Below are 21,136 nucleotides of genomic sequence, written 5' to 3'. Positions count from 1 at the left end.
TTTAATTCTCCCCGAAGTCGTCGAGCGCGTACTGGCTCTGCGTCGTCTCGGTGACGAGCGCGCCGTCGATGTCGAGGCCGAGGACGTCGACGGCGGCGCGACCGACCGACTGGGTGTGGTCGGCGGGCGCGTAGACGCCGAGGCGCCACTGCTCGCGCTGCGTCATCTGGAGGGCCCTGACGAGCGTTGACTGCTCGTCGAGCGGCCGGACGTCGCCGTTGACGAGGACGCGCGAGTCGGATTCGCGCATCCGGGGGCGCGACTGGACGTCGAGGAGGACGGCGTCGCGGTCGACACTCGCGCGGTCGGCGATTTCGCGCTCGTAGTCGCGCAGCTCGTCGTCGTCGGCGTCGAGGACGGTGTCGTCCGCGAAGACGTCACCGGTGACGTCCGCCATCTCCGCCCAGACGGCGCGCTTGTAGAGGTCGCGCCGGTCGAGGCGGCGGGCGAAGTCGGCGCTCGCGTCGCACTCGCGGAGCGCAACTTGGAGCGCGGGGTCGTCCATCCGCCGGAGGTCGCCCGGCGTGGTGTCGCTCGCTTCGAGGAGGCGCTCGGCGGCCCGGCGGAGCATCGCCTTCGAGATGCGCGCGACGTGGTGGTTGTAGACGGTGGGGTTCATGAGTGCGCGCGCGAGGAGGAGCGATTCGGCGGTCTGGACGTTCCCCTCGTCGAGGACGAGTTCGCCGTCGTGGATGGTGAGCTCGCGCACGAGGCGGCCGTGGTCGATGGTGCCGTACGGGACGCCGGTGTGGTGAGCGTCGCGCACGAGGTAGTCCATCCGGTCGACGTCGAGTTCGCCCGCGACGACCTGCCCGAGTTCGCCCTCGCCGCGAACCATGCGGGCGACGCGCTCGGGGTCGAGGCCGTGCTCGGTGAGGACGCGGGCGACGTCGCCGTCGGTGAGGAGGTCGGTGACGTCGTCGTGGTACTTCCCGGTGTGCTCGTGGATGAGGTCCTCGATGGTGTGGCTGAACGGGCCGTGGCCGACGTCGTGGAGGAGGGCGGCGGCGCGCGTGCGCTTCGCGCGCGTCCCGTCCTCGCCGAGGCCGTCGAGCGCCTCGCAGGCGAGGTGGTAGACGCCGAGGCTGTGCTCGAAGCGCGTGTGGTTCGCGGAGGGGTAGACGAGGTTCGCGGTGCCGAGCTGGTGGATTCGCCGCAGGCGCTGGACGGGCGGCGTGTCGAGGAGGGCGTCGGCGACGCCCGTCACCTCGATGTGGTCGTGGACGCTGTCCTTGATGGTCGTCATACGCGACGTTGGCGCGCGCCCCTACAAAAACGGCCGGGGGCTCGACGCGCGCGGAAGCCGTCAGCTACTACCCGTCGCCCCACCGAGGGGGAGTGTGCAGAAGAACGCGCTCGCCGCGCTCGCCGTCGTCGCGCTCGTCGCCCTCGCGGGCTGTAGCGCGATGTCGGGCGGAGGCGGCCAACCGTACGAGACGCCGGTGAACGGCTCGCAGATGGAGGCACAGCACGCGAGCGCCCTCGAGGAAGCGGGGAGCTTCACGTATCATCTCACGGTGAACGCGTCGTCGGCCGAGACGACGTCGACGACGCAGGACCTCACCGCGAAGGTCGACCTCGATTCGGGGGCGTACGCGCTCTCGACGTCGAGCGCCTTCGGTGACGCCACCGTCTACGCGGACGGGAACGGCACGGCGTACACGCGCATCAACTCCTCGACGGGCGTGCTCTACCGGCAGGGGAGCGCGTTCGACGTCGACGCGACGCAGTTCAGTCGCCTCGGCGCCGAGAACCTCACCGAGCGCGCGAACGTCACCTACGAGGGGACGAGCACCCTCGACGGCGAGACGGTCCACACGTACGTCGCGCACGTGAACGCGTCCGCCGGCGCGGACGCCTCGGGCACGGTCGGCGGGCTCTCGGCGGAGGCGAGCGCGAACGCCACCGCGCGCTTCGACGTCCGCCCGGACGGCCTCGTGAAGCGCGTCCACTACACCGTGAACGCGTCGCAGAGATCGGTCGACGTGACGATGCGCTACACGGACGTCGGCTCGACCGACCCGACGCCGCCGTGGCTCGACGCGGCCCGGGCGAACACCACCGCAGAGACCGCCACGAACTAGCGCCGGGACGGTAAGCGTTTACACGTCTGCGGTCGTTTCTCGGGATATGCCGACGTTCCTCTCCGGGGGGACCGGAACCCCGAAGCTCCTCGCGGGCGCCGCCGACGTCTTCGACCCCGCCGACACCACCGTCGTCGGGAACACGGGCGACGACGTCGAGCTCGGCGGCTCGCTCGTCTGCCCGGACGTCGATACGGTGCTCTTCGAGCAGGGCGGCGTCCTCGACCGGGAGTTCTGGTGGGGTATCGACGACGACACACACGAGACGCACGACGAGCTGGAGCGCCTCGCTGACCGCGCGGGCCTCGACGATGGCCCTCGGTATCTCGACGCCGAGGCGCAGACGGCGGGCCGCGACATCGCGCGCTGGCGGCGGTTCTCGGCGGCGCGCGAGTTCATGACCATCGGCGACCGGGACCGCGCCGTCCACGTCCTCCGGACGAGCCTCCTCGACGAGGGGCGCACGCTCACCGAGGTGACGCGCACGCTCGCGGACGCCTTCGACCTGACCGTCGACCTCCTGCCGATGAGCGACGACCCCGTCGCGACAGTCGTCCACACGCCCGAGGGCGTGATGCACTTCCAGGAGTTCTGGGTGGGACGGCGCGGGGACGTCGACATCGAGGACGTGGAGTTTCGCGGTGCGAGCGACGCCGAGCCCACCGATGCCGTGCTCGACGCCCTCTCGGAGGACGTGATCGTCGGCCCGTCGAACCCCGTGACGAGCCTCGGGCCGATGCTCGCCCTCGACGGGGTGCGCGAGGCGCTGCGCGAGACGACGGTGGTCGCCGTCTCGCCGTTCGTCGAGGACGAGGTGTTCAGCGGGCCGGCGGACGACCTGATGCGCGCGACGGGGCGCGAGCCGAGCACGGCGGGCGTCGCGGCGGCCTACGAGTTCGCGGACGCGTTCGTCCTCGACACGGCGGACTCGACGTCGCTCGACCGCCCCGTCGTTCGGACTGACACGCGGATGGACGACGACGCGGACGCCGCGCGCGTCGCGGAGGCGTGCGCGGCGGCGCTGGAGGCCGCACGATGAGCGTCGACTTCCGCCCCCGCGTCGCGCTCGCGAGCCTCTCCGGGCAGTCGGACGCGGCGTGGGCGCGCGAGGCGAGCGGCGACGTCGGCCTCGCATTCTTGGGTGGCGTCGCGCTCGACGACCCGACGCGGAACGCGGCCGAGCGGATGGTCGCCGACCGCAACCGCGACGAGTTCCTGCCCGCCGACCCCGTGGCGTTCGTCGCCGACGAACTGGACGCGCTCGCGGACGCGCCGCTCGAGGCGGGCGTGAACGTCCGCGCGACGACGCCCGCGCCCGTCCGCCCGGTCGCCGAGGTCTGCGCCGACCGCGGCGCGCTCTGCGAGGTGAACGCGCACTGCCGGCAGTCCGAGATGTGCGCGGCGGGCGCGGGCGAGACGCTCCTCCGGGACACGGAGCGCCTCTGCGACATCGTCTCGGCGGCGAGCGACGCGGGCGCGACCACGAGCGTGAAGGTCCGCGCCGACGTGCCGGACGTCGACCTCCCCGACCTCGCGCGCGCCCTCGAGGACGCGGGCGCGTCCGTCCTCCACGTCGACGCGATGGACTCCGAGGGGGTTGTCGCGGGTGTTCGGGACGCCTTCGGCGGCTTCATCATCGCGAACAACGGCGTGCGCGACCGCGAGACGACGCGCGAGTACCTCGCGTACGGCGCGGACGCCGTCTCCATCGGCCGCCCGAGCGACAACCCGCGAGTGCGGGCGCGGGTCCGCGACGCCGTCGTGGAGTGGTTCGATGCCGCGTAGCCCGGCCGCGAACGCCGAGCTCGCGCTCCTCTTGGAGGTCGCTGGAACGCCGAAGCCCGGGAACGTCGACCGCGAGCGCGACGTCGCCGACCTGCGCTTCGAGCACTTCCTCGCGGGCGCGGTCGGCGCGCGCCCCGGGCTCGAACGCGCTGCAGCCGGTGCGCCGGTGGGCGAGGCGTTCGAGGACGCGGTCGCGGGGATGGCCGAGCACGGGCGAAACACCCAGTTCGGCTGTCTGCTCCTGCTCGTCCCGCTCGTTCGCGCGGCGGCACGCGACGACTGTACGCCCGAGGGCGTCGCGGACGTGGTCGCGGACACCACCGTCGCGGACGCGGCGGGCTTCTACCGGGCGTTCGAGCACGCCGACGTCGCCGTCTCCGACCCGCCCGAGGAGATGGCCGCCCTCGACGTGCGGCGGGGCGCGGACGCGATTCCCGCCCTCGAATCCCGGGGGACGACGCTCGCGGACGTCCTCGCGGCGGGCGCGCCCGACGACGGCGTCGCGACGCTGCGCGGCGACCCCGACTCGCTCGCCGAACTCGGCGACGGGAACGCGGCGGAGTGGTGCGGGGGGTTCGCGCGCTCCTTCGACGCCGCCGAGCGCATCGCGGCCGGCGAGGGACCGATACTTGAGCGGACGGCGGACGTCTTCCTCGCGCTGTTGGGCGAGGGCCTCGACACGCTCCTCGCGAAACAGCACGGCCTCGAGGCCGCGTTCGAGGTGCGCGAGCGCGCCCGCGACCTCCACGAATCCGGCGCGAGTCGCGAGGCGGTGAGCGCGTTCGGGGACGAGCTCGTCGCGAGGGGGTGGAACCCGGGGACGACGGCGGACGCGGTCGCGGCGGGGCTCTTCGTCGCGCTCGAACGCGGGGTGTCGGTGTGAGCGAGTGGCCGACCCCCCTGCGCGGCGTGACCGAGACGGTGGTGACGACCCGGGGGCCGAACGGGCTGTGGAACCTCGCCGCGCTGGGGGTCCATGCGCCTGAGCGAAGTGAAGGCGCAGACAGAGCGAGCGGGGAGGGACGACCCGCGAGCACCGCGCCGGCCACCGCGCGGACGTTCGGGCGGACGCGGACGTGGCGGAACTTCCGTGAGCGCGGCGGGGGGTACGTCCAGTTCGTGGACGACGCCGTGACGTTCGTCGAGGCGGCGCTCTCCGTGGTCGAGCGCGAGGAACCCGTCCTCCCGGGGGCGGCGGCGTGGGCGCGCGTGGACGTCGAGCGGACGGGCGTCGAGGAGCGCGAGGGGACGCGGGTCGCGACGTGGGCGCTCTCGCCGGTCGAATCGCGCGTGGTGCGCGAGGCGGTGCCGACGACGAACCGGGGGTACGCGGCGGTGATCGAGGCGACGGTGGCGGCGTCGCGTCTCGATGTCCCGGGTTACGACACCGAGGTGCTCCGCGAGCGCCTCGACTACTTCGAGTCGGTCTGCGAGCGCTGTGGCGGGCCGCGCGAGCGCGAGGCGTTCGAGCGCCTCCGCGCGCTCTCGGGCTGACGCGGCGTGCGCGCGGGCGGGTCCAATACAGAACGTTTTAACGCCCACCGGCCGAACGCGCACCCATGGCCATCAAGCCCGACTACGTCAAGAAGACGGGGAACATCCTCCTCGAACGCTACCCGGACGCCTTCAGCCGCAAGGACTTCGAGCACAACAAGGAGGCCGTTCAGGAGCTCACGAACATCGAGTCGAAGGAAGTCCGCAACCGCATCGCGGGCTACATCACGCACAAGCGCAACTAGCGCCCGAACCGAAGCCACTTTGTCCTCCTCGCACCTGTGGCGAGGTAATGACTCGCGTAGCCGTACTCGGAGCGACTGGTGCCGTCGGCCAGCGTTTCATCCAACTGCTCTCCGAGCATCCGGAGTTCGACATCGCCGCACTGACCGCCTCCAGTTCCTCGGCCGGGAAGCCGTATCACGAGGCCGCGAAGTGGCGCGTCGACACGCCGATTCCGGAGGCCGTTCGGGACGTCGAGGTCGTCGAGACGGACCCGGACGCCATCCCGAACGACGTCGACCTCGTCTTCTCCTCGCTCCCCTCTTCGGTCGCCGAACGCGTCGAGCACGGCTTCTGTGAGGCGGGCTACGTCGTCTCCTCGAACTCCTCGAACGAGCGCGCCGCCGAGGACGTGCCGCTCGTCATCCCCGAGGTGAACGCCGAGCACCTCGACCTCATCGAGGTCCAGCGCGATAATCGGGGATGGGACGGCGCGCTCGTGAAGAACCCGAACTGCTCGACGATCACGATGGTCCCGACGCTGGCGGCGCTCACCGACTTCGGCCTCGAGCGCGTCCACGTCTCGACGCTCCAGGCGGTCTCGGGTGCGGGCTACTCGGGCGTGACGTCGATGGAGATCCTCGACAACGTCATCCCCTACATCGGCGGCGAGGAGGAGAAGATGGAGACGGAGAGCCGCAAGCTCCTCGGCGAGTTCGACGGGAGCGAGATCCGGTGGCACGACGTCGACGTCTCCGCGTCGTGTAACCGCGTCGCGACGCTCGACGGCCACCTCGAGAACGTCTGGGCGGAGCTCTCGGAGAACCCGACCATCGCCGACATCTACGAGGCCTTCGAAGCCTACCCGTCGCAGGAGCTCCACTCGGCGCCCGACCCGCTCATCGAGACGTTCGACGAGCCGGACCGACCGCAGCCTCGCCTCGACCGGTTCCTCGGCGACGGGATGGCGGTGGCGGCGGGCGGCGTGCAGGAGACGCCGGCCGGTATCCAGTACAACTGCCTCGCGCACAACACGATTCGCGGTGCGGCGGGCGCGTCCGTGCTGAACGGCGAGCTGCTCGCGCGCGACGGCTGGCTCTAGGGCCCTACGCCACGCGCTCGAAGAAGTGGACGACGGCGTTCCCGTCCTCGTCGGGGACGTCGAGGTCGGCCGCGTCACGTACTTCTACGGCGGTTATCTCGAAGGTCGCGCCGTGTACCTCGAAGGTGTCCCCGGGGTCGGCGACGCGCTCGTGGAGCGTCAGCGTCTCGATGTCCCCGGAGAGCAGCTGGCGCTTGAGGTACTCGCTCGGGACGTACCGGTCGACGTCGAGCTGCGTCTGTGGCATACCGTATCATTGTGTGCCAATGACTATCAACCTTTGTGCCGGCGCGCGACCGTGGACGAACGTCTACTTCGCGTGTGTCGCTCGCGCCCCCGCCCGCTGTGCGCTCGGGTCCGGTCGCCTCGCCGGCCGAGAGCGCGAGCGTGGGAGTTACGGGCCTCCCCCGTCACGTCGCGGTATGGAGCGAGATTCGCTCGTCACCGCCGTCTGCGTCGCGCTCGCCGTCGGCGCGTGGCTCGTCGCCGCCCAACTCACCGACAGCGACCTCGTCCTCTGGGCGGTCCTCTTCGGTATCGGCCTCGGCGGCCCCGCCCTCTACCGGTACGCCGCACGGGGGACGGAGAACGCGGCGTAGCCGGTCGACAGACGCCGTCCTCGCCGGTAAGGCAAGGGTTTTTGGCAGGCATCGGTAAGGTCGCGGTATGAGCGGTACCGTCACCCTCTCGTGCCACGCGAAGCTCGCCCGCGTGGTCCTCGACAACCGGGGGCCACTCTCCCCCGCCGAAGTCGCGAGCGAAGCGCGTATCGACGAGGACGAAGCGCGCGACGCGCTCGCCGAACTCGCGGAGGTCGGCCTCGCCGAATGCGTCTGCGGGGTCTGTGCCACCCGCGAGCAGGTTTATCAGCTCCGCGAGGACGCGGCCGAGAGCGAGAGCGCGGGCGACGTCGCATAGCGTAGCCCTCAAGCGCGTGGCCGCCGTACCGTGCGCTGCGTGCCTTTAGTCCCCGCCCGAGCACACCCACTCCGGGCGCGATGACGCGCGGAGAACCCGGGCACGCGACAGCCGGCGGACCTCACGGAACGCCGATGAGGCGGCGTCAGCCGCCGACCCCGAGGATCAGCGATCCTCCGGCCGAGACACGTCACGTCTCGCGCGGGACCAACTGACCCCGCGCCGATCCTGCCCGGCACGAGGGTTTCCCGGCCGACACGGCACGCAGCCCAGGGATGAGGCCGGTCGTTAGTGTTCCGGGCAGAACATACGACTCTCCTGTGAGCCGTCGCTCCGCGAGCGCTCGTCGCCGTGTGTCGCCCCTCTTCGCAGCGGAAGCTCTACATCGCTAGTCGCCTACGGCTTCTCGGTCGCGCACGACGAGCACGGGCGCGACGGCGCCCTCGGCGACGCGCTCGGACTCCCCGCCGAAGAGCACGGACCAGAGCGACCCCTCGCCCGCGCCCATGACGATGACGTCGAAGTCGGCCGAGCGCGAGACGATGTCGTGGACCGGCGAGTCGGCGGGACTCGTCTCGGTGGTGATGCGGGCGGTGTCGAGGCCGCGCTCGGCGAGGCTCTCGCGTGCGGCCTCGACGGCGGCCTCGGCGTCGTACTCGTCGCTCCCGAGCCCCCAGAGCGTCACTTCGCCGTCGCCGTCCGCGAGGAGGGTAGCGACGAGGTCGGCGAGGCGCTCGCGGTCGACGACGCCGCGGATCGGGACGAGGACGTCCGAGACGTCGCCGACGGGGTTCGGGAGGAGGACGGCGGTCGCACCGACGTCGGCGGCGACGCGCTCGACGGTCTGGTCGCGGTCGTGCGTGAACGCGACGCGCGTCTCGACGGTGACGCCGACGTCGCGGAAGACGGCGGCGAGGTCATCGACGGCGGTCTGTGCGCGCTCCTCGAACTGCATGCTCGCCTGTTCGGTCGGTGTTTGCTCCGGGAGGACGTGGTAGCCGAGCACGACCACGTCGGCGGGCGCGAGGAACGCGGCGAGCGACTCCGAGACGGATTCGCCCTCGAGCACTTCGACGGGCACGAGCACCTTCGGCGGTTCGCGGATCGCGAGGTCGTCTGTGGTCTGAGTCATCGCTTAGAGCACCCCTTTGAGGCTGACGTCGCTCGCGTAGTACTTGTACCATCCGGCGGCCGCGACCATGACCACGAGGCCGATGATCTGGGAGGCGCGCTGCATGAAGAAGATGAGCCCGAAGCTCGCGAGCGCGCCGAGGCCGGCGACGACGCGGTAGGCGGGCACGCGGAAGTCCGGGTCGTACCACTCGGGTTCGTCGCGGCGCAGCGCGATGAGCGCGACGCACATCAGGCCGTACATGATGAGGTGGAGGAAGGACGCGACTTCGGCGAGCACCTCGGTTTCGCCGAGCGCGACGAGGACGAGGACGGGCCCGCCAGCCATCGCGAGCGCGACGTGTGGCGTCCCGTACTTGAGGTTCATGCGGCTGGCCTGCTGGGGGATGAGCGCGTCCTTGCTGACGGCGAACACCGCGCGCGAGGTGGAGAGGATGGAGGCGTTCGCGGAGGAGACGGTGGCGAGGAGGCCGGCGACGAGGATGGCGAAGACGCCCGCGACGCCGAACAGTTCGGCCGCGACGTCGACGATGGCGGTCTCGCCGGCGCGTCCGAGCGCGAGCGACCCCATCGCGCTCGTCGCGACGAAGATGGTGCCGACGTAGAGGACGCCGACGATGAGGACGCTCCCGACCATCGCGAGCGGGAGGTTCCGCCCGGGGTTCTTGATGTCGCCGGCGACGGTGGCGACCTGCGCGAAGCCGAGGTAGGAGGTGAAGACGAGCGCGGCCGTCGTGAAGACGGGCGCGACGCCGAACGGAAGGAACGTCTCCGGGGTGGTGGCGCGCCCGAAGACGCCGACGGCGTCGAGGCCACCGTAGCCGAGGAAGAGGACGAGGATGGTGAGGAGGAGGCCGACGACGTAGTTCTGGAGCTTCGCGGCGTTCTCGGTACCGAAGAGGTTGAGACCGGTGAGGAGCACGCCGAAGACGAGCGCGAGCGGTGTGACGACGCCGAGGCCGCCGATGGAGGCCCCGATGCCGGCCTGCACGAGCAGCTCGGCGGCGTAGTTCCCGAAGCCGACGAGGTAGAACGCGGTCGCGAAGACGAGGCCGAGCCAGATGCTGATGCCGACCACCGCGCCGGGGAGCGCGCCGAGCGCGCGCGAGATGAAGTAGTAGCCCCCGCCGGATTTCGGCATCGCGGTGGCGAGCTCGGACGCGGGAAGCGCCACGAGGAGGGCGATGACGGCGCCGATGGCGAACGAGCCGGCGGCCGCCGGGCCCGCTTGACCGGCGGCGAGCCCGGGGAAGACGAAGATGCCGGCGCCGATCATCGTCCCGACGCCGATGGCGACGCCGCCGACGAGGCCGATGGAGCGTTCGAGCTCGGTCCCCTCCTCGGTGACGGACGCCTCCGCCTCGGCGTCCGCCGGGTGCCCTACCTGCGTCGGCGATTCACCCGCCTCGTTCGTTCCGCTCCGTTCTGGTTCGTGTGGCCCTTCCATGTTCGCGTGGGCACGCGGCTGTCGGAATAATGTAGCGGCCGGACGCCGGCCCTCGGTCGGCGGGACTCGTCCGGCCATATTTATAACGGTCCTGCACGTCATCCCGCTATGGAGACTCGTCCGCTCGGCGGGACCGGCCACGACAGCACCGTGATGACGTTCGGCGCGATCGCGCTGAACTGGCTCGAACAGGAGGGCGCGAACCAGATGGTCGAGCACGTGCTCGACGCCGGCGTCAACCACTTCGACGTCGCGCCGACGTACGGCGACGCCGAACTCAAGCTCGGCCCGAAGCTCCGCCAGCACCGCGATGAGATCTTCCTCGGCTGCAAGACACAGGAGCGCGACTACGAGGGCGCGCGCCGCAAGCTCGAGCGCTCGCTCGACCGCCTCGGTGTCGAGACCATCGACCTCTATCAGGTCCACGGCCTCGAGTACGAGCACGAACTCGAGGAGATAACGAGCGAGGACGGCGCGCTCGCGGCGATCCGCGACGCGAAGGCGGAGGGGCTCATCGACCACATCGGGCTGACGAGCCACGCCGACCCCGGACTCATCCTCGACGCCGTCGAGCGCATCGACGACCTCGAGACGCTGATGTTCCCGATGAACTCCGTCGTCGTCGGGAAGGACGACGACGAGCACGACTACGCGGGCGTGCTCGAGCGCGCCGCTGAGGAGGACATCGGAACGCTCGGCATCAAGGCGTTCGCGCGCGGGCCGTGGGACAACCGCCCCGAGCACGACCGGCCGTTCTCGAACTGGTACGAGCCGGTGGACACGCCCGCCGAAATCGAGGAGCGATTCGACTTCGCGGCCTCGCAGGGGCTGACGAGCGTCATCAACCCCGGTGACCCGAAGCTCGTCGCGATGGTGCTGGCGGCCGCCCGGAACTACGACGGGATGGACGACGCCGCCCAGCGCTCGCTCGTCGAGCGACTCCGCCACGAGGACAGCCCGGTCCCCGAGCAACTCCACCACTAGATGGTGCCCTCGACGGTGCGCGCGGCGCTCGCCGACCAGCCCGTTTCGGGTGCGGTCTGTCTGGAGGCGGGCGCGGGCGTCGGCAACACCACCGTCGGCCTGCTCGACGCCGGCGCCGAGCGCGTCTACGCCATCACGGACGACGCCGCGCACGCCCGAACGACGCGCGAGCGCGTCGGCGTCGACGAGCGCGCCGCGGTTCTGGAGGCCGACCTGTGCGCGACGCCGCTCCCCGCCGACTCGGTGGACCTCGTGACGGCGCACGGTCTCTGTAACGTGCTCGCGCCCGCCGCGCTCGACGCCGTGCTCGCCGAGTTCGCGCGCGTCGCCGCGCCCGGCGCGCGCCTCCTCGTGAACGACTACGACCCGCTCCCAACGGGCGCGCGGATGCGCGACGTCGTCGCCGTCGAGAACGCCGCCCACGAACTCGCGTTCGGTGAGGCGGCGCTGACGTTCTACCCGGCGCGCCACCTGCGACGGCTCTGCGAGGGCTGGGGGTGGGCGTTCGAGCGCGAGCGCACGCTCCTGGAGCCGGTGCCGTGGACGAGCCAGCACGTTCGGGCGCACCTCGGCGCGGCGCGCGACGCCGCGCGCGCGCTCGACGGCGGCGTCGCCGCCGGCCTGCGCGAGGACGTCGCCCGACTCGACGCCGACGTCGAGAGCGAGGACGCCGGGCGGATGTACGGGCTCGCATTTCGCCGCCCCGCTTAGCGTAACGGTTTACCGCGACGCTCCCGACGTATCGAGTATGCCTATCGAGCCAGCGGCGCTCGCGGACCTCGGTCCGGCGCGTCGACGCGCGCTCTTCGAGCGCGACGCCGGCATCGACGCCGTCCGCGACGACGTCCGCGACATCGTCTCGCGCGTCCGCGAGGAGGGCGACGCCGCGCTCCGCGAGTTCGCGAGCGAGTTCGACGGCGTCGAGGTCGGGAACCTCGACGTGAGCGATCAGGCCGAGCGCGCCTACGACGAGATCGACGACGACGTGCGCGACGCCATCGAGACCGCCGTCGAGAACGTCCGGGCGTTCCACGAGGCCCAGCTCCCCGAGGACTGGACGCGCGAGTTCGACGGCCGCGAATTGGGGAGGCGGTTCCGGCCCGTCGAGCGCGTCGGCGCGTACGTCCCGGGCGGGGCCGCCACCTACCCCTCCAGCGTCGTGATGACCGTCGTCCCGGCGACGGTCGCGGGCGTCGAGCAGGTCGCGGTCGCGACCCCACCCGCGGAGGAGCTGAACCCCGTGACGCTCGCCGCCTGCCACGCCGCGGGCGCGGACCGCGTGTACGCCGCCGGCGGCGCGCAGGCCATCGCCGCGCTCGCGTACGGCACGGAGACGGTCGACCGAACCCAACTCGTCGTCGGCCCCGGGAACAAGTGGGTGACCGCCGCGAAGGCCGAGGTGCGCGGCGACGTCGAAATCGACTTCTTGGCGGGCCCCTCCGAGGTCTGCGTCGTCGCCGACGACACCTGCACGCCCGAGTTCGTCGCCGCCGACCTGCTCGCGCAGGCCGAGCACGACCCGAACGCCTCCGTCGTCGCCGTGACGGACGACGAGGCGACCGCCGACGCCATCTGCGACGCCGTCGCGGCGGGTCTCGCGGGCCGCGAGCGCGCGGACGTCATCGAGGCCGCGCTCGACTCGGACGCGAGCGGCGTCTTCCACGCGCGCTCGATGAGCGAGGCCGTGCTGTTCGCCGAGGAGTACGCCGCCGAGCACCTCTCCGTTCAGGCCGCCGACGACGAGGCGATCCTCGAGCGAATCGACAACGCGGGGAGCGTCTTCCTCGGGCCGTACACGCCCGTCGCCGCCGGCGACTACGCGACCGGGACGAACCACGTCCTCCCGACGAACGCCGGCGCGAAGGTACAGGGCGGCCTCTCTGTCGACACTTTCCTCCGCGCGAGCACCGTCCAGCGCCTCGATGAGGGCGCGCTCGCCGACCTCCGCGACACCGTCACGACGCTCGCGGACGCGGAGGGCCTCGAAGCCCACGAGCGAAGCGTCGACGTCCGCTTCGACGACGACTGAGCCTCCAGCCTTTACTACTCGGGCGTCGAACGGCCGGCGTGTCCCTCTACGCACTCGTCCGTGCCCTCCCCGACCGTGCCGCCGCCCGGCAGACCGCCGTCGCCGTCGCCCTCCTCGCCGGCGTCCTCGCGTGGGAGCGCGTCGTCCGCGCGACGGCGCACGCGCTCGCCGCCGCCGTGCCCGGCATCGGTCTCCTCGCTCGCGGGCTTCTCTCGACCGCGCTGTTCGTCGGCGGCGTCGCGCTCCTCGCCGCCGGATACGCCGCGTCCCGCCCCGTCGACGTCGGCCTGCGGTGGCCGTCACGGGACGACGCCTCGGCCGTGGCGCTCGCCCTCGTCGGTCCCGTCGCGCTCGTCGGTGCGACCGCCGCGCTCGCTCGCGTCGTCTCCGTGCCGTACGGCGCGCTCGCGAAGGCGCATTACGGGGCGACGGACGCGCTCGTGCCGATACTCGCCGTCGCGGGACTCGGCCTGCTCGTCAGCGTCCCCGCCCTCCTCCTCGTCTGTCAGCTCCTCGTCCAGACGCCGCTCCGCGTGGCGCTCGACGCACGCGAAGCGGTCGCGGCGACGACGCTCCTCGCCGGCGTCGCGGTCGTGAGCGACACCGGCGGGTTCGCGCTCGTGCCCGACCTCGGCCGCCTCGCCGCCGCCGTCGTCCTCGCTGTCCTCGCCGTCCTCGGGTCCCTCGCGAACGCGCGCCTCGACGACGAGCGCGCGCGTGCGCTCACCGCGGGCCTCCTCGCGGTCCTCGCGGCGGCGGTCGGCGCGTCGGCACTCCACCTGCTCGCCTCGCTCGTGGCCGGCGCGTACGTCCTCGCCCGCGTCTGCGTGCTCGCCGTCGCCGCCGTCGCCTACGAGCGAAGCGACTCGCTCCTCGCGCCCGCGCTCGCCTACACCGCGTTCGCGCTCGCGGAGGTCGCCGTCCTCCTCGCCGGTGCCGGCGGTCCGGCGCCGTTCTGAGCGCCGTCTCACAGGAACCGGCGGGCGCGTGAACCGACGCCACAGTTAACCCTCTGGGCGACGTGGTTCCGACCATGAGCACGACCGCCGACGGTGGCGCGGAGACCCGGACGGTCACCGTCACCGAGGACGCCGCCGAGCAGGCGCTCGCCCTACTGGAGAGCGAGGAACTGGACACGGACGTCGCGGGCCTGCGCCTCTTCGTCCAGCAGGGGGGCTGTGCCGGCCTCTCCTACGGGATGCGCTTCGACGACGCCCCCGAGGACGACGACACCATCGTCGAGGCCCACGGCCTCCGCGTCTTCGTCGACCCCTCCAGCGAGAAGTACATCGCCGGCAGCAAGCTCGACTACGAGAACGGCCTGCAGGCCGCCGGTTTCAACGTCGAGAACCCGAACGTCGAGGCCGAGTGCGGCTGTGGCGAGTCCTTCCGGACCTGATTTAGGCGTCCCCTCCCTTCTCGCGGTATGCCCACGTCGCGAGCGGCCGCCCTCGGCACCGTCGCCGGCTACGCCGAGGCCGCCCGCCACACGCACGACGGCACCTTGGAGTCGTTCACGGACCGCCACGGCACGACCTGTCGCGGCTACCGGTTCACGACGGCGGACGACGAGCCATACTTGGTCTACGGCCCGGAGAGCGCCGAGTACCTCTACGTCACGTCGCATCACGCGCCCGTGCAGGCGCTCACGTTCGAACTCGGGGAGGCGGACGTCGAGGAGTACGCGTCGCGCGACGTCGCCTACGAGGACGGCGACGAGCCCGAGTCGCGCGTCGCCGCGCGCGCCGCCCTCGACGAAGCGGACGGGATGCGCGAAGCCATCGAGGAACTCGAGGCGGAGTGCGACACGAGCGCCGTCACCTACGAACCCCACTACACGCGACACGGCGCGCTCAGCGAGTTCTACTTCCACCGTCGCCTCTTCCCGGACGGGCGCTTCGCCCCCGAGGACTTCGACGACGCGGTGCGCGCCGTCACGAGCGCGGTCTCGCGCGCCTACCGCGCCTACTACCGCCTCCTCGACCTGCCGGTTCTCGAGGGCGACGTCGAGCAGGAGCCGCCGACGGGCCGCGACTACGTGAGCGGCGGCCGCGGGTTCGAGTAACCGTCGGGCCGAGCGACAGCGAGGGCCGACGAGAACACGAGCGGGGAGCGGGAGCGACCCGCGAGTAACGCGGTAACCGAAGGGCGCCGCGATGGGGCGAGCGGCGTGAGCCGCGAGTAACCGTCGGGCCGAACGACGGCGAGGGCCGACGAGAAGGGGGCGCGTCAGTCCTCGCTGTCGCCGAGGCCGAAGGCGACTTCGACTTCCACCTGATACTGTCGTTCGTCGCGGCCCTCGATGCCGACGCGCTGTTCGACGACTTCCGCCCACGAGACGTTGTCGAGCGTCTCATCGGCGCGGTCGAGCGCGTCGTCGACGGCGTCCTCGAAGCTCTCCGTGCTGGTGCCGACGAGGTCGATCTTCTTGTAGACCATACCTACCCGTTCACCGGGCGCTCTGTTAAAGGTGGTCGCCGGGCACGTGGAACCGAGCGAAGCGAGGGTCAACGGGACGGCGAGCGCTGAGCCATGCGGAACCGGGGGGTCCGCGTGTCCGTGCGGGCGACCCACGAGTCGCCCGCACGGCGAAAGCGAGGCGCGAGCGCGGGAGGGCGAAGCGCGGCAAACGCGTCACTCGCCGTCGCGCGCTTCGAGGCGCTCGGCGAGGACGTCGACGACCCCGGAGAGGTAGGCGGTGCCCCAGACGGCGACGACGAGCGCGCCGGCGGTGTCGAAGACGAGGTCGAGCATCGTGTCGGTGACGCCGTACTGGGTGAGGACGCTGGTGACACCGGCGAGCGCGGCGACTTCGGAGATGGCGAACTCGATGACCTCCCAGAAGACGCCGAAGGCGAGCGTGATGACGAAGAGGAGCACGAAGAGGAACGGCGGCGGGAAGTCGACGTGCTCGGTGTGTTCGTCGATGGCGCGGACGGCGGCGTAGCCGACGGCGGCGACGACGGAGGAGGAGAGCGTGTGCGTGAGGTGGTCCCACCACCAGACGTTCTTGTAGAACGAGCCGGTGCCGGGGACGCCGACGGTGCCGAGGGCGTGGAGGAAGACGGCGAGCGTCACCCAGAGGACGAGCGCGGGGTCCATGGGGACGCCGTAGTCGCGTTCGAGGATCGCGGGGAGAGAGGAGACGCCGAGGCCGACGGCGGCGTTCACGACGACGCCGGGTTGGCCCTCGTAGAGGCCGACGAAGCAGAAGCCGACGAGGCACAGCTGGAGGACGTGCACGAGTTGCCGCTGGCGGCGCTTCGAGACGCCGAGGCGCTCCCGAATCCTCATGGGAGCACCTCCTCCGCGAGGCGGTCCTCGGCGCGGACGCGCCGGCGGAAGTAGAGGACGAAGAGGGCGGCCCCCGCGACGCCGCAGACGGTCGCGGCGATGAAGTCCCACATGAGTGCGTCGAGGGAGGCGGCGTCGACGGCGGGCGTGATGGGGCGTGAGACGTAGACGAGCGTCGTGTGCAGGTAGATGTCGCTGAGCCACTGGACGACGGCCCACAGGCCCGCGACGGCCATCGTGGTGACGACGACGACGAACCCGGCGACGCCGTCGGTCATGCGGACGCTCGTGAAGACGTCGAGCTCGACGACGGCGACGAGCGCGAGCGCGGCGACAGAGAGGTAGGTGGCGAGCGCGGTGGTGAGCCACCACGTCGCGAGGGCGTGGCCGAGGACGGGGAGGAACGCGACGAGCAACACCTCCCACGGGAGCATCACGCGCGGGGCGCGGTAGACGACGGGGGGGACGACCGCGAGGGCGGCGACGCCCGTACAGAACGCCGCCCACGCGAAATCGCCGTCGACGACGCTCGCGAGCGCGACGCCCGCGACGAGGGCGAGGAGCGCCCAGCCGAGTGCCGCGTTCGTCCGCTCCGTTTCGAGGACGCGCCCGAGTCGCCGCTCGTCTCTCATTCACTCGGGGTTCGCTCCGGGGTGATACAAAAGCACCGGGCGATGGCGCTACAGGAGGAGGTAGGCGAGGGTGTAGCCGACGCCGGCGGCCGTGACGGCGGCGAGGCCCGTGACGAGCGCCGTCGGCGCGTCGGGGAGGCGGCGCTTCAGCGGTTGGACGAGGCCGACGACGCCGACGGCGGCGACGCTGAAGACGAAGTGGTACGACACTTGCAGGGTGGGTGGGGTGATGACGAGGGCGGCGAGCGCGTACGCGCCGCCGGCGGCCGCGCGGCCGTGGAGGTGACGGCGCATCGGGACGCCGGAGACGCGGTGGTACGCGTAGACGCCCGCCCAGATGCACGCGAGCTCGAGCGCGAACGCGGCGAGGAGGTCGAGCGTGGGGTCCGCGAAGAGCACGGGGCGCGCGGTGAGCAGGTGCTCGGCGAACGGGTAGAGGAAGTGCGGTGGCTCCCCGGTGAGCAGGTCGCCGAACGGGTGCGTGACGAGGCCGGCGAGCGCCGTCGCGGCGAGCGCGCCGACGCCGAGGTCGAGGAAGCGCGCGACGAGGACGGCGACGGCGATGCCGGTGGCGCAGTAGACGGCGATGACGGCGGCGCCGAGGCCGCCGGAGACGACCGCCGCGGTGCCGACGAGTGCGAGCGTGCCGACGCCGGCGAGGACGCGGTAGCGGCGGCTGGCGGCGAGCGCGAACGTCGCGGCGGCGAGCGGTGCGAGCACCAGCGAGTGCGTGACCGCGCGGTGGACGGCGGTGCTCGCGCTCCAGAAGGCGTCGGCGGCGGCGAGCGGGGACGACGCGTCGGCGGCGAGGAGGCCGAGGGGCGCGTACGCCATGTCGACGTCGGGCACGGCGGCGAAGAGGCCGGCGGCGACGCCGAGCGCGAGCGCGCGTTCACGCCCGAGGCCGTACCGGTACGCGAGGAGGGCGACCAGCGCGAACGCGATGGTTTCGTGGCCGACGAACATACGCACTCGAACGCGCCCGACGTATGAAAACCTTCCACTGGCGCGCCACGCCGTGGCGTGCTACTCGCTCGCGCTCGGCTCGCCCTTCTTCGTCCACTTCTTCTCGACGTCCGCGTTGGCGCGCACGACGACGTCGTCGCCGACGTCGAAGCGCGTCTTGCGGAGTTCGATCTCGGCCACGGTGCCGTCGGTGTCGCCGGCGACGACGCGGTCGCCCGGGTTGAAGTCGGGGTCGCGCAGGAGGTAGATGCCGGCGACGGCGTCCGCGAGCATCCCGCTGAGCGCGTAGGAGACGCCGAGCGCGAGGAAGCCGGAGGCGGTGCCGAGCGCGGCGGCGATGCTCGGGAGGCCGACGAGGGTGAGGAAGGCGAGGATCGCGCCGAACCAGAGGAAGACGCCGATGAGCGTGCGCGCGAACTGGACGTATATCTCCTGGTCGGTGGTGCGCGAGACGACGACGCCGACGCCCCAGAGGACGGTTCTGATGACGGCGTAGGCGATGACGAGGAAGACGACGCCGGTGAGTATCTTCGGGAGCGCGCTGACGATGCCGTCGACGAACCCCTGCACGGTGTCGTTGACGACGGTGCTCACGGTGGGCATGCTCGGGGCGTCGAACGGGTCGGACAAATAGCTACGGCCCGAGCGGGCCGCATCGAGTCACGCCTACGGCGTCGGCGGGGCGCGTGCGACCTGATACTCCCCGTCCTCGGCGACGCCGATGACCGCCCACTCGTAGTCGTGGTCGTCGGCGTCGAGCGCGCGTTCGAGTCGCTCGACGTGGTCGTTCCACGTCACGAAACAGCGCATGCGGTCGCCATCGCCGGTGCTCACGTCGTCGGTCACCGCGAGGACGTCGACCTCCTTCCACTCGCGCGCGGCGCGGAAGCTGTTGCCGGCGTCGCCGGTGACCTCGTAGCCGAGGTCGGTGAAGATCTCGCGCGCTTCGTCCACCGGAGGCGTGTTACTCGGTACCATCCATCACACTGTTGACGCCGATGGGTAATAACTGTTGTTGCGCACCCGCTAGATGTTTCCACCCGCCGTCGTCGCGCCGAACCGGCTCCGCGCGTTCGCTCGCGGCGTCGTCGTTCGTCGCTGCTCCGCCGGAATTACGGTCGCTCGCGGCTATCACCGCTCTCCTTTCCGCGGGTTCTGCGAAACCGCGTTCACTCACGCCTCGCTATCGCTCAGCGTTCGTCTCTTCGCGGTTCCTCCCACCGTCGGAGCCGCGTTCACTCACGCCTCACTCCGTTCAGCGTTCGCCTCTCCGTCGAACTTCACTGGCGTTCAGTTCGACGTTCACTCGCGGGTCGTCCCTCCCCGCTCGCTTCCTCGTGGTTCCTGTGGAACCACGATTACTCGTGCGCGGCGTCCCACTCGTCCGGCTTGCGCCAGTTCCCGCAGACGTTGCACTCGATGCGCCCCATCGCGTCCATCGCGTTGTCGATCGACTCGCAGTTCGTGCAGTACCACCCGTAGCGGACCTCCCGGTCGGGCGTCCGATAGACGGCCATGAACGGCCCCTCGTCGCCGCGCTCGCCATCGTCCTCGGCGACGTAGACCGTCTCGCCGTCGCCGGTCTCGAACTCGAACATACGACGTACTCGGAGCGACGGGGCCTTTACCCCTTCCGTCACCGACCGCAGTGGGGAACGCTTAGGCCACCGGCACCCCTCCCGTGGAGTAATGACCACCGTCGTCGTGCCGGTCCGCTACCCGCTCACCCGACACTCGCGCGCGACGCTCCGTGCCGCCATCGACCTCGCGGAGGAGCGCGACGCCGGCCTCACCGTCCTCCACGTCGACCTCTACCAGAACGACCACCGCGTCACGTGGAGCGACCTCAAGCACGCCGTCGAGCGCTCCTTCGGCCAACTGGACAACGCCCGCTACGTCGTCCGGCGTTCCTTCCTCGTCGAGGAGACCATCCTCGACGAAGTCGCCGCCGAGGACGCCGACGTCGTCGTCATCGGGAGCGCGCAGGCCTCGCGCTGGCGGCGCGCGCTCCGCTCGCTCCTCGGCGAACCCGACATCGAGGCCTACCTCCGCGAGCAACTCGACTGCGAACTCGTCACGGCCGCCGTCTGAGCGCCACGTTCGCCTCCCCGCTCTCCTCGTCGAAGACGTGCTGGACGTGCGGGTAGGCGAACGCGACGTCCTCGCGCGCCTCGAACTCCTCGCGGATCGCACGCTGGACGTTCGAGCGGATGCCGGGGAGTCGATACGGCTGTTTCGCCCAGTAGCGCAGCGTCAGGTCGATCCCGCTGTCCGCGTACTCATCGAGGTAGCACGTCGGTTTCGCCGGGTAGCGCGCGCTCCCGATACGGATGTCCGGGCCGCCCTCGATGACCTCCTCACAGCGCGCCGCCGCGCGCTCCATCGCCTCGCGCGCCGCCTCCACGTCGCTCTCGTAGGTCACCTGCACCGTCAGCGAGAGGCGCGTGCGCTCGTCCTCCGCCGAGTAGTTCACGATGTTCGCCTCGCGCATCTCCCCGTTCGGCATCACGAGGAAGGTGTTGTCGAGCGTGAACACCTTCGTGTACCGCAGGGTGATGTCCTCGACGAACCCGCGTTGGCCGGTCTCCGTGAACTCGATCATGTCGCCGATCTCGTAGGGCTGGTCGGCGAGCACGAAGATCCCGTTGATGACGCTCCCGACGATCGGCGCGAGCACGATGCCGAGCACCGCCGAGAACACCGTCACGGAGACGAAGAGGTTCCCGAGACCGAGCCCGACCGTCCAGAGCGCGACGACGACGCCCACGAAGAGCACGCCCGTCCGGATGAGGCGCAGGACGGTGCGCGTCACCGACGGCCGCATGAAGCGTCGCGCGACCCGGCGGCCGAGCACGCCCGTGAGCACGCGCCCGGCGTACCAGCTGACGACGATGGCGAGGACGGCGAAGACGACGCCGAAGTCGTGGACGAACCGCGTGGCCTGCACGACGAACTCCTGAATCTCGGGCGGCCACGGCATACCCGAAACCGTCGGTGGCCCCGGCGAAAAGGGTTGTCCTCTCGGCGCCCACGAGAATTCCCGCCGAA

General features: G+C 71.4%; 28 protein-coding genes. 16 read left to right on the top strand and 12 right to left on the bottom strand.

What is annotated here, in order from left to right:
- Position 1: 1 nt before the first annotated feature.
- Complete coding sequence (locus IEY12_RS02765; RefSeq protein ID WP_188878387.1) at positions 2–1,246, bottom strand: HD domain-containing protein; 1,245 nt, start codon at positions 1,244–1,246, stop codon at positions 2–4.
- Between the two features lie 94 nt (positions 1,247–1,340).
- Between IEY12_RS02765 and IEY12_RS02760 the strand changes: the two genes are divergently transcribed.
- The 7 genes from IEY12_RS02760 to asd all read left to right on the top strand — a co-directional run bounded on the left by IEY12_RS02760 (position 1,341) and on the right by asd (position 6,687).
- Complete coding sequence (locus IEY12_RS02760) at positions 1,341–2,084, top strand: DUF7537 family lipoprotein (RefSeq protein WP_188878385.1); 744 nt, start codon at positions 1,341–1,343, stop codon at positions 2,082–2,084.
- Positions 2,085–2,130: 46 nt separating this feature from the next.
- Positions 2,131–3,123 (top strand): 2-phospho-L-lactate transferase, encoded by a 993-nt coding sequence (cofD, locus tag IEY12_RS02755; RefSeq protein WP_188878384.1) that lies wholly within the window; start codon positions 2,131–2,133, stop codon positions 3,121–3,123.
- Complete coding sequence (locus IEY12_RS02750; RefSeq protein ID WP_188878381.1) at positions 3,120–3,869, top strand: tRNA-dihydrouridine synthase; 750 nt, start codon at positions 3,120–3,122, stop codon at positions 3,867–3,869. The genes cofD and IEY12_RS02750 overlap by 4 nt, the downstream gene beginning before the upstream one ends.
- Positions 3,859–4,752: a triphosphoribosyl-dephospho-CoA synthase gene (locus tag IEY12_RS02745; RefSeq protein WP_188878378.1), complete on the top strand. Its 894-nt coding sequence runs from the start codon at positions 3,859–3,861 to the stop codon at positions 4,750–4,752. Before IEY12_RS02750 ends, IEY12_RS02745 begins: the two co-directional genes overlap by 11 nt.
- Positions 4,749–5,363: a DUF447 domain-containing protein gene (locus tag IEY12_RS02740; protein WP_229870860.1), complete on the top strand. Its 615-nt coding sequence runs from the start codon at positions 4,749–4,751 to the stop codon at positions 5,361–5,363. The genes IEY12_RS02745 and IEY12_RS02740 overlap by 4 nt, the downstream gene beginning before the upstream one ends.
- 65 nt (positions 5,364–5,428) lie before the next feature.
- Positions 5,429–5,608, top strand: coding sequence for a 30S ribosomal protein S17e (locus IEY12_RS02735; RefSeq protein ID WP_123075753.1), 180 nt, complete (start codon positions 5,429–5,431; stop codon positions 5,606–5,608).
- Positions 5,609–5,655: 47 nt separating this feature from the next.
- On the top strand, positions 5,656–6,687 hold the full coding sequence (asd, locus tag IEY12_RS02730; RefSeq protein ID WP_188878370.1) for an aspartate-semialdehyde dehydrogenase: 1,032 nt from the start codon (positions 5,656–5,658) through the stop codon (positions 6,685–6,687).
- 4 nt (positions 6,688–6,691) lie between these two features.
- Here the strand turns inward: asd and IEY12_RS02725 are convergent, their stop codons facing one another.
- Entirely contained in the window at positions 6,692–6,934 is a 243-nt protein-coding gene (locus tag IEY12_RS02725; protein ID WP_188878367.1) for a hypothetical protein, read from the bottom strand.
- 175 nt (positions 6,935–7,109) lie between these two features.
- Here IEY12_RS02725 and IEY12_RS02720 point away from each other — a divergent pair, with 175 nt between their 5' ends.
- Positions 7,110–7,286 (top strand): DUF7987 family protein, encoded by a 177-nt coding sequence (locus IEY12_RS02720; RefSeq protein ID WP_188878365.1) that lies wholly within the window; start codon positions 7,110–7,112, stop codon positions 7,284–7,286.
- 67 nt (positions 7,287–7,353) lie between these two features.
- A complete protein-coding gene (locus IEY12_RS02715) occupies positions 7,354–7,605 on the top strand; it encodes a hypothetical protein (protein ID WP_188878363.1) in 252 nt (83 codons plus the stop codon).
- 388 nt (positions 7,606–7,993) lie between these two features.
- On the opposite strand, the gene IEY12_RS02710 is transcribed toward IEY12_RS02715, so the two are convergent.
- Positions 7,994–8,737, bottom strand: coding sequence for a universal stress protein (locus IEY12_RS02710; RefSeq protein WP_188878360.1), 744 nt, complete (start codon positions 8,735–8,737; stop codon positions 7,994–7,996).
- Between the two features lie 3 nt (positions 8,738–8,740).
- Positions 8,741–10,183: an APC family permease gene (locus tag IEY12_RS02705; protein WP_188878356.1), complete on the bottom strand. Its 1,443-nt coding sequence runs from the start codon at positions 10,181–10,183 to the stop codon at positions 8,741–8,743.
- A gap of 108 nt (positions 10,184–10,291) precedes the next feature.
- Here IEY12_RS02705 and IEY12_RS02700 point away from each other — a divergent pair, with 108 nt between their 5' ends.
- From IEY12_RS02700 to IEY12_RS02675, 6 genes are all read left to right on the top strand, one after another.
- Positions 10,292–11,167: an aldo/keto reductase gene (locus IEY12_RS02700; RefSeq protein ID WP_188878352.1), complete on the top strand. Its 876-nt coding sequence runs from the start codon at positions 10,292–10,294 to the stop codon at positions 11,165–11,167.
- The gene (locus IEY12_RS02695; protein WP_188878348.1) at positions 11,168–11,878 is read left to right on the top strand and encodes a class I SAM-dependent methyltransferase; all 711 of its coding nucleotides are present in this window, start codon (positions 11,168–11,170) and stop codon (positions 11,876–11,878) included.
- Between the two features lie 43 nt (positions 11,879–11,921).
- On the top strand, positions 11,922–13,196 hold the full coding sequence (hisD, locus tag IEY12_RS02690; protein ID WP_188880336.1) for a histidinol dehydrogenase: 1,275 nt from the start codon (positions 11,922–11,924) through the stop codon (positions 13,194–13,196).
- Positions 13,197–13,234: 38 nt separating this feature from the next.
- Positions 13,235–14,155, top strand: coding sequence for a hypothetical protein (locus IEY12_RS02685; protein ID WP_188878342.1), 921 nt, complete (start codon positions 13,235–13,237; stop codon positions 14,153–14,155).
- 74 nt (positions 14,156–14,229) lie between these two features.
- A complete protein-coding gene (locus IEY12_RS02680) occupies positions 14,230–14,595 on the top strand; it encodes a HesB/IscA family protein (protein ID WP_123075775.1) in 366 nt (121 codons plus the stop codon).
- Between the two features lie 27 nt (positions 14,596–14,622).
- Positions 14,623–15,261, top strand: coding sequence for a hypothetical protein (locus tag IEY12_RS02675; RefSeq protein WP_188878340.1), 639 nt, complete (start codon positions 14,623–14,625; stop codon positions 15,259–15,261).
- 164 nt (positions 15,262–15,425) lie between these two features.
- Here IEY12_RS02675 and IEY12_RS02670 read toward each other — a convergent pair whose 3' ends face one another.
- The 7 genes from IEY12_RS02670 to IEY12_RS02640 all read right to left on the bottom strand — a co-directional run bounded on the left by IEY12_RS02670 (position 15,426) and on the right by IEY12_RS02640 (position 19,686).
- Complete coding sequence (locus IEY12_RS02670) at positions 15,426–15,635, bottom strand: dodecin (RefSeq protein ID WP_188878337.1); 210 nt, start codon at positions 15,633–15,635, stop codon at positions 15,426–15,428.
- Positions 15,636–15,830: 195 nt separating this feature from the next.
- On the bottom strand, positions 15,831–16,490 hold the full coding sequence (locus tag IEY12_RS02665) for a DUF2238 domain-containing protein (RefSeq protein WP_188878335.1): 660 nt from the start codon (positions 16,488–16,490) through the stop codon (positions 15,831–15,833).
- A complete protein-coding gene (locus IEY12_RS02660) occupies positions 16,487–17,122 on the bottom strand; it encodes a hypothetical protein (RefSeq protein ID WP_188878333.1) in 636 nt (211 codons plus the stop codon). Before IEY12_RS02660 ends, IEY12_RS02665 begins: the two co-directional genes overlap by 4 nt.
- 48 nt (positions 17,123–17,170) lie before the next feature.
- Positions 17,171–18,088, bottom strand: a complete 918-nt coding sequence (locus IEY12_RS02655) for a metal-dependent hydrolase (protein ID WP_188878328.1) — start codon at positions 18,086–18,088, stop codon at positions 17,171–17,173.
- Positions 18,089–18,148: 60 nt separating this feature from the next.
- Positions 18,149–18,691 (bottom strand): mechanosensitive ion channel domain-containing protein, encoded by a 543-nt coding sequence (locus IEY12_RS02650; protein ID WP_188878323.1) that lies wholly within the window; start codon positions 18,689–18,691, stop codon positions 18,149–18,151.
- 63 nt (positions 18,692–18,754) lie between these two features.
- Positions 18,755–19,066: a DUF7116 family protein gene (locus IEY12_RS02645; RefSeq protein WP_123075789.1), complete on the bottom strand. Its 312-nt coding sequence runs from the start codon at positions 19,064–19,066 to the stop codon at positions 18,755–18,757.
- 380 nt (positions 19,067–19,446) lie between these two features.
- Entirely contained in the window at positions 19,447–19,686 is a 240-nt protein-coding gene (locus IEY12_RS02640; RefSeq protein ID WP_188878321.1) for a DUF5816 domain-containing protein, read from the bottom strand.
- Positions 19,687–19,777: 91 nt separating this feature from the next.
- Between IEY12_RS02640 and IEY12_RS02635 the strand changes: the two genes are divergently transcribed.
- On the top strand, positions 19,778–20,179 hold the full coding sequence (locus IEY12_RS02635) for a universal stress protein (RefSeq protein ID WP_188878317.1): 402 nt from the start codon (positions 19,778–19,780) through the stop codon (positions 20,177–20,179).
- On the opposite strand, the gene IEY12_RS02630 is transcribed toward IEY12_RS02635, so the two are convergent.
- Complete coding sequence (locus IEY12_RS02630) at positions 20,163–21,068, bottom strand: mechanosensitive ion channel family protein (protein WP_188878315.1); 906 nt, start codon at positions 21,066–21,068, stop codon at positions 20,163–20,165. The genes IEY12_RS02635 and IEY12_RS02630 overlap by 17 nt on opposite strands.
- Positions 21,069–21,136 lie beyond the last annotated feature (68 nt).

Origin of the sequence: Halarchaeum grantii, assembly GCF_014647455.2 — an archaeon.
Taxonomy (GTDB): Archaea; Halobacteriota; Halobacteria; order Halobacteriales; family Halobacteriaceae; genus Halarchaeum; species Halarchaeum grantii.
This window is presented reverse-complemented; position numbering and strand designations above follow the sequence as displayed.

Excerpts from the sequence above, each read along its gene's own strand:
- IEY12_RS02765 (WP_188878387.1), bottom strand. The coding sequence starts at position 1,246 with ATGACGACCATCAAGGACAGCGTCCACGACCACATCGAGGTGACGGGC.
- cofD (WP_188878384.1), top strand. The coding sequence starts at position 2,131 with ATGCCGACGTTCCTCTCCGGGGGGACCGGAACCCCGAAGCTCCTCGCG.
- IEY12_RS02750 (WP_188878381.1), top strand. The coding sequence starts at position 3,120 with ATGAGCGTCGACTTCCGCCCCCGCGTCGCGCTCGCGAGCCTCTCCGGG.
- IEY12_RS02745 (WP_188878378.1), top strand. The coding sequence starts at position 3,859 with ATGCCGCGTAGCCCGGCCGCGAACGCCGAGCTCGCGCTCCTCTTGGAG.
- IEY12_RS02735 (WP_123075753.1), top strand. The coding sequence starts at position 5,429 with ATGGCCATCAAGCCCGACTACGTCAAGAAGACGGGGAACATCCTCCTC.
- asd (WP_188878370.1), top strand. The coding sequence starts at position 5,656 with ATGACTCGCGTAGCCGTACTCGGAGCGACTGGTGCCGTCGGCCAGCGT.
- IEY12_RS02725 (WP_188878367.1), bottom strand. The coding sequence starts at position 6,934 with ATGCCACAGACGCAGCTCGACGTCGACCGGTACGTCCCGAGCGAGTAC.
- IEY12_RS02720 (WP_188878365.1), top strand. The coding sequence starts at position 7,110 with ATGGAGCGAGATTCGCTCGTCACCGCCGTCTGCGTCGCGCTCGCCGTC.
- IEY12_RS02715 (WP_188878363.1), top strand. The coding sequence starts at position 7,354 with ATGAGCGGTACCGTCACCCTCTCGTGCCACGCGAAGCTCGCCCGCGTG.
- IEY12_RS02710 (WP_188878360.1), bottom strand. The coding sequence starts at position 8,737 with ATGACTCAGACCACAGACGACCTCGCGATCCGCGAACCGCCGAAGGTG.
- IEY12_RS02705 (WP_188878356.1), bottom strand. The coding sequence starts at position 10,183 with ATGGAAGGGCCACACGAACCAGAACGGAGCGGAACGAACGAGGCGGGT.
- IEY12_RS02700 (WP_188878352.1), top strand. The coding sequence starts at position 10,292 with ATGGAGACTCGTCCGCTCGGCGGGACCGGCCACGACAGCACCGTGATG.
- IEY12_RS02695 (WP_188878348.1), top strand. The coding sequence starts at position 11,168 with ATGGTGCCCTCGACGGTGCGCGCGGCGCTCGCCGACCAGCCCGTTTCG.
- IEY12_RS02680 (WP_123075775.1), top strand. The coding sequence starts at position 14,230 with ATGAGCACGACCGCCGACGGTGGCGCGGAGACCCGGACGGTCACCGTC.
- IEY12_RS02675 (WP_188878340.1), top strand. The coding sequence starts at position 14,623 with ATGCCCACGTCGCGAGCGGCCGCCCTCGGCACCGTCGCCGGCTACGCC.
- IEY12_RS02670 (WP_188878337.1), bottom strand. The coding sequence starts at position 15,635 with ATGGTCTACAAGAAGATCGACCTCGTCGGCACCAGCACGGAGAGCTTC.
- IEY12_RS02665 (WP_188878335.1), bottom strand. The coding sequence starts at position 16,490 with ATGAGGATTCGGGAGCGCCTCGGCGTCTCGAAGCGCCGCCAGCGGCAA.
- IEY12_RS02660 (WP_188878333.1), bottom strand. The coding sequence starts at position 17,122 with ATGAGAGACGAGCGGCGACTCGGGCGCGTCCTCGAAACGGAGCGGACG.
- IEY12_RS02655 (WP_188878328.1), bottom strand. The coding sequence starts at position 18,088 with ATGTTCGTCGGCCACGAAACCATCGCGTTCGCGCTGGTCGCCCTCCTC.
- IEY12_RS02650 (WP_188878323.1), bottom strand. The coding sequence starts at position 18,691 with ATGCCCACCGTGAGCACCGTCGTCAACGACACCGTGCAGGGGTTCGTC.
- IEY12_RS02645 (WP_123075789.1), bottom strand. The coding sequence starts at position 19,066 with ATGGTACCGAGTAACACGCCTCCGGTGGACGAAGCGCGCGAGATCTTC.
- IEY12_RS02640 (WP_188878321.1), bottom strand. The coding sequence starts at position 19,686 with ATGTTCGAGTTCGAGACCGGCGACGGCGAGACGGTCTACGTCGCCGAG.
- IEY12_RS02635 (WP_188878317.1), top strand. The coding sequence starts at position 19,778 with ATGACCACCGTCGTCGTGCCGGTCCGCTACCCGCTCACCCGACACTCG.
- IEY12_RS02630 (WP_188878315.1), bottom strand. The coding sequence starts at position 21,068 with ATGCCGTGGCCGCCCGAGATTCAGGAGTTCGTCGTGCAGGCCACGCGG.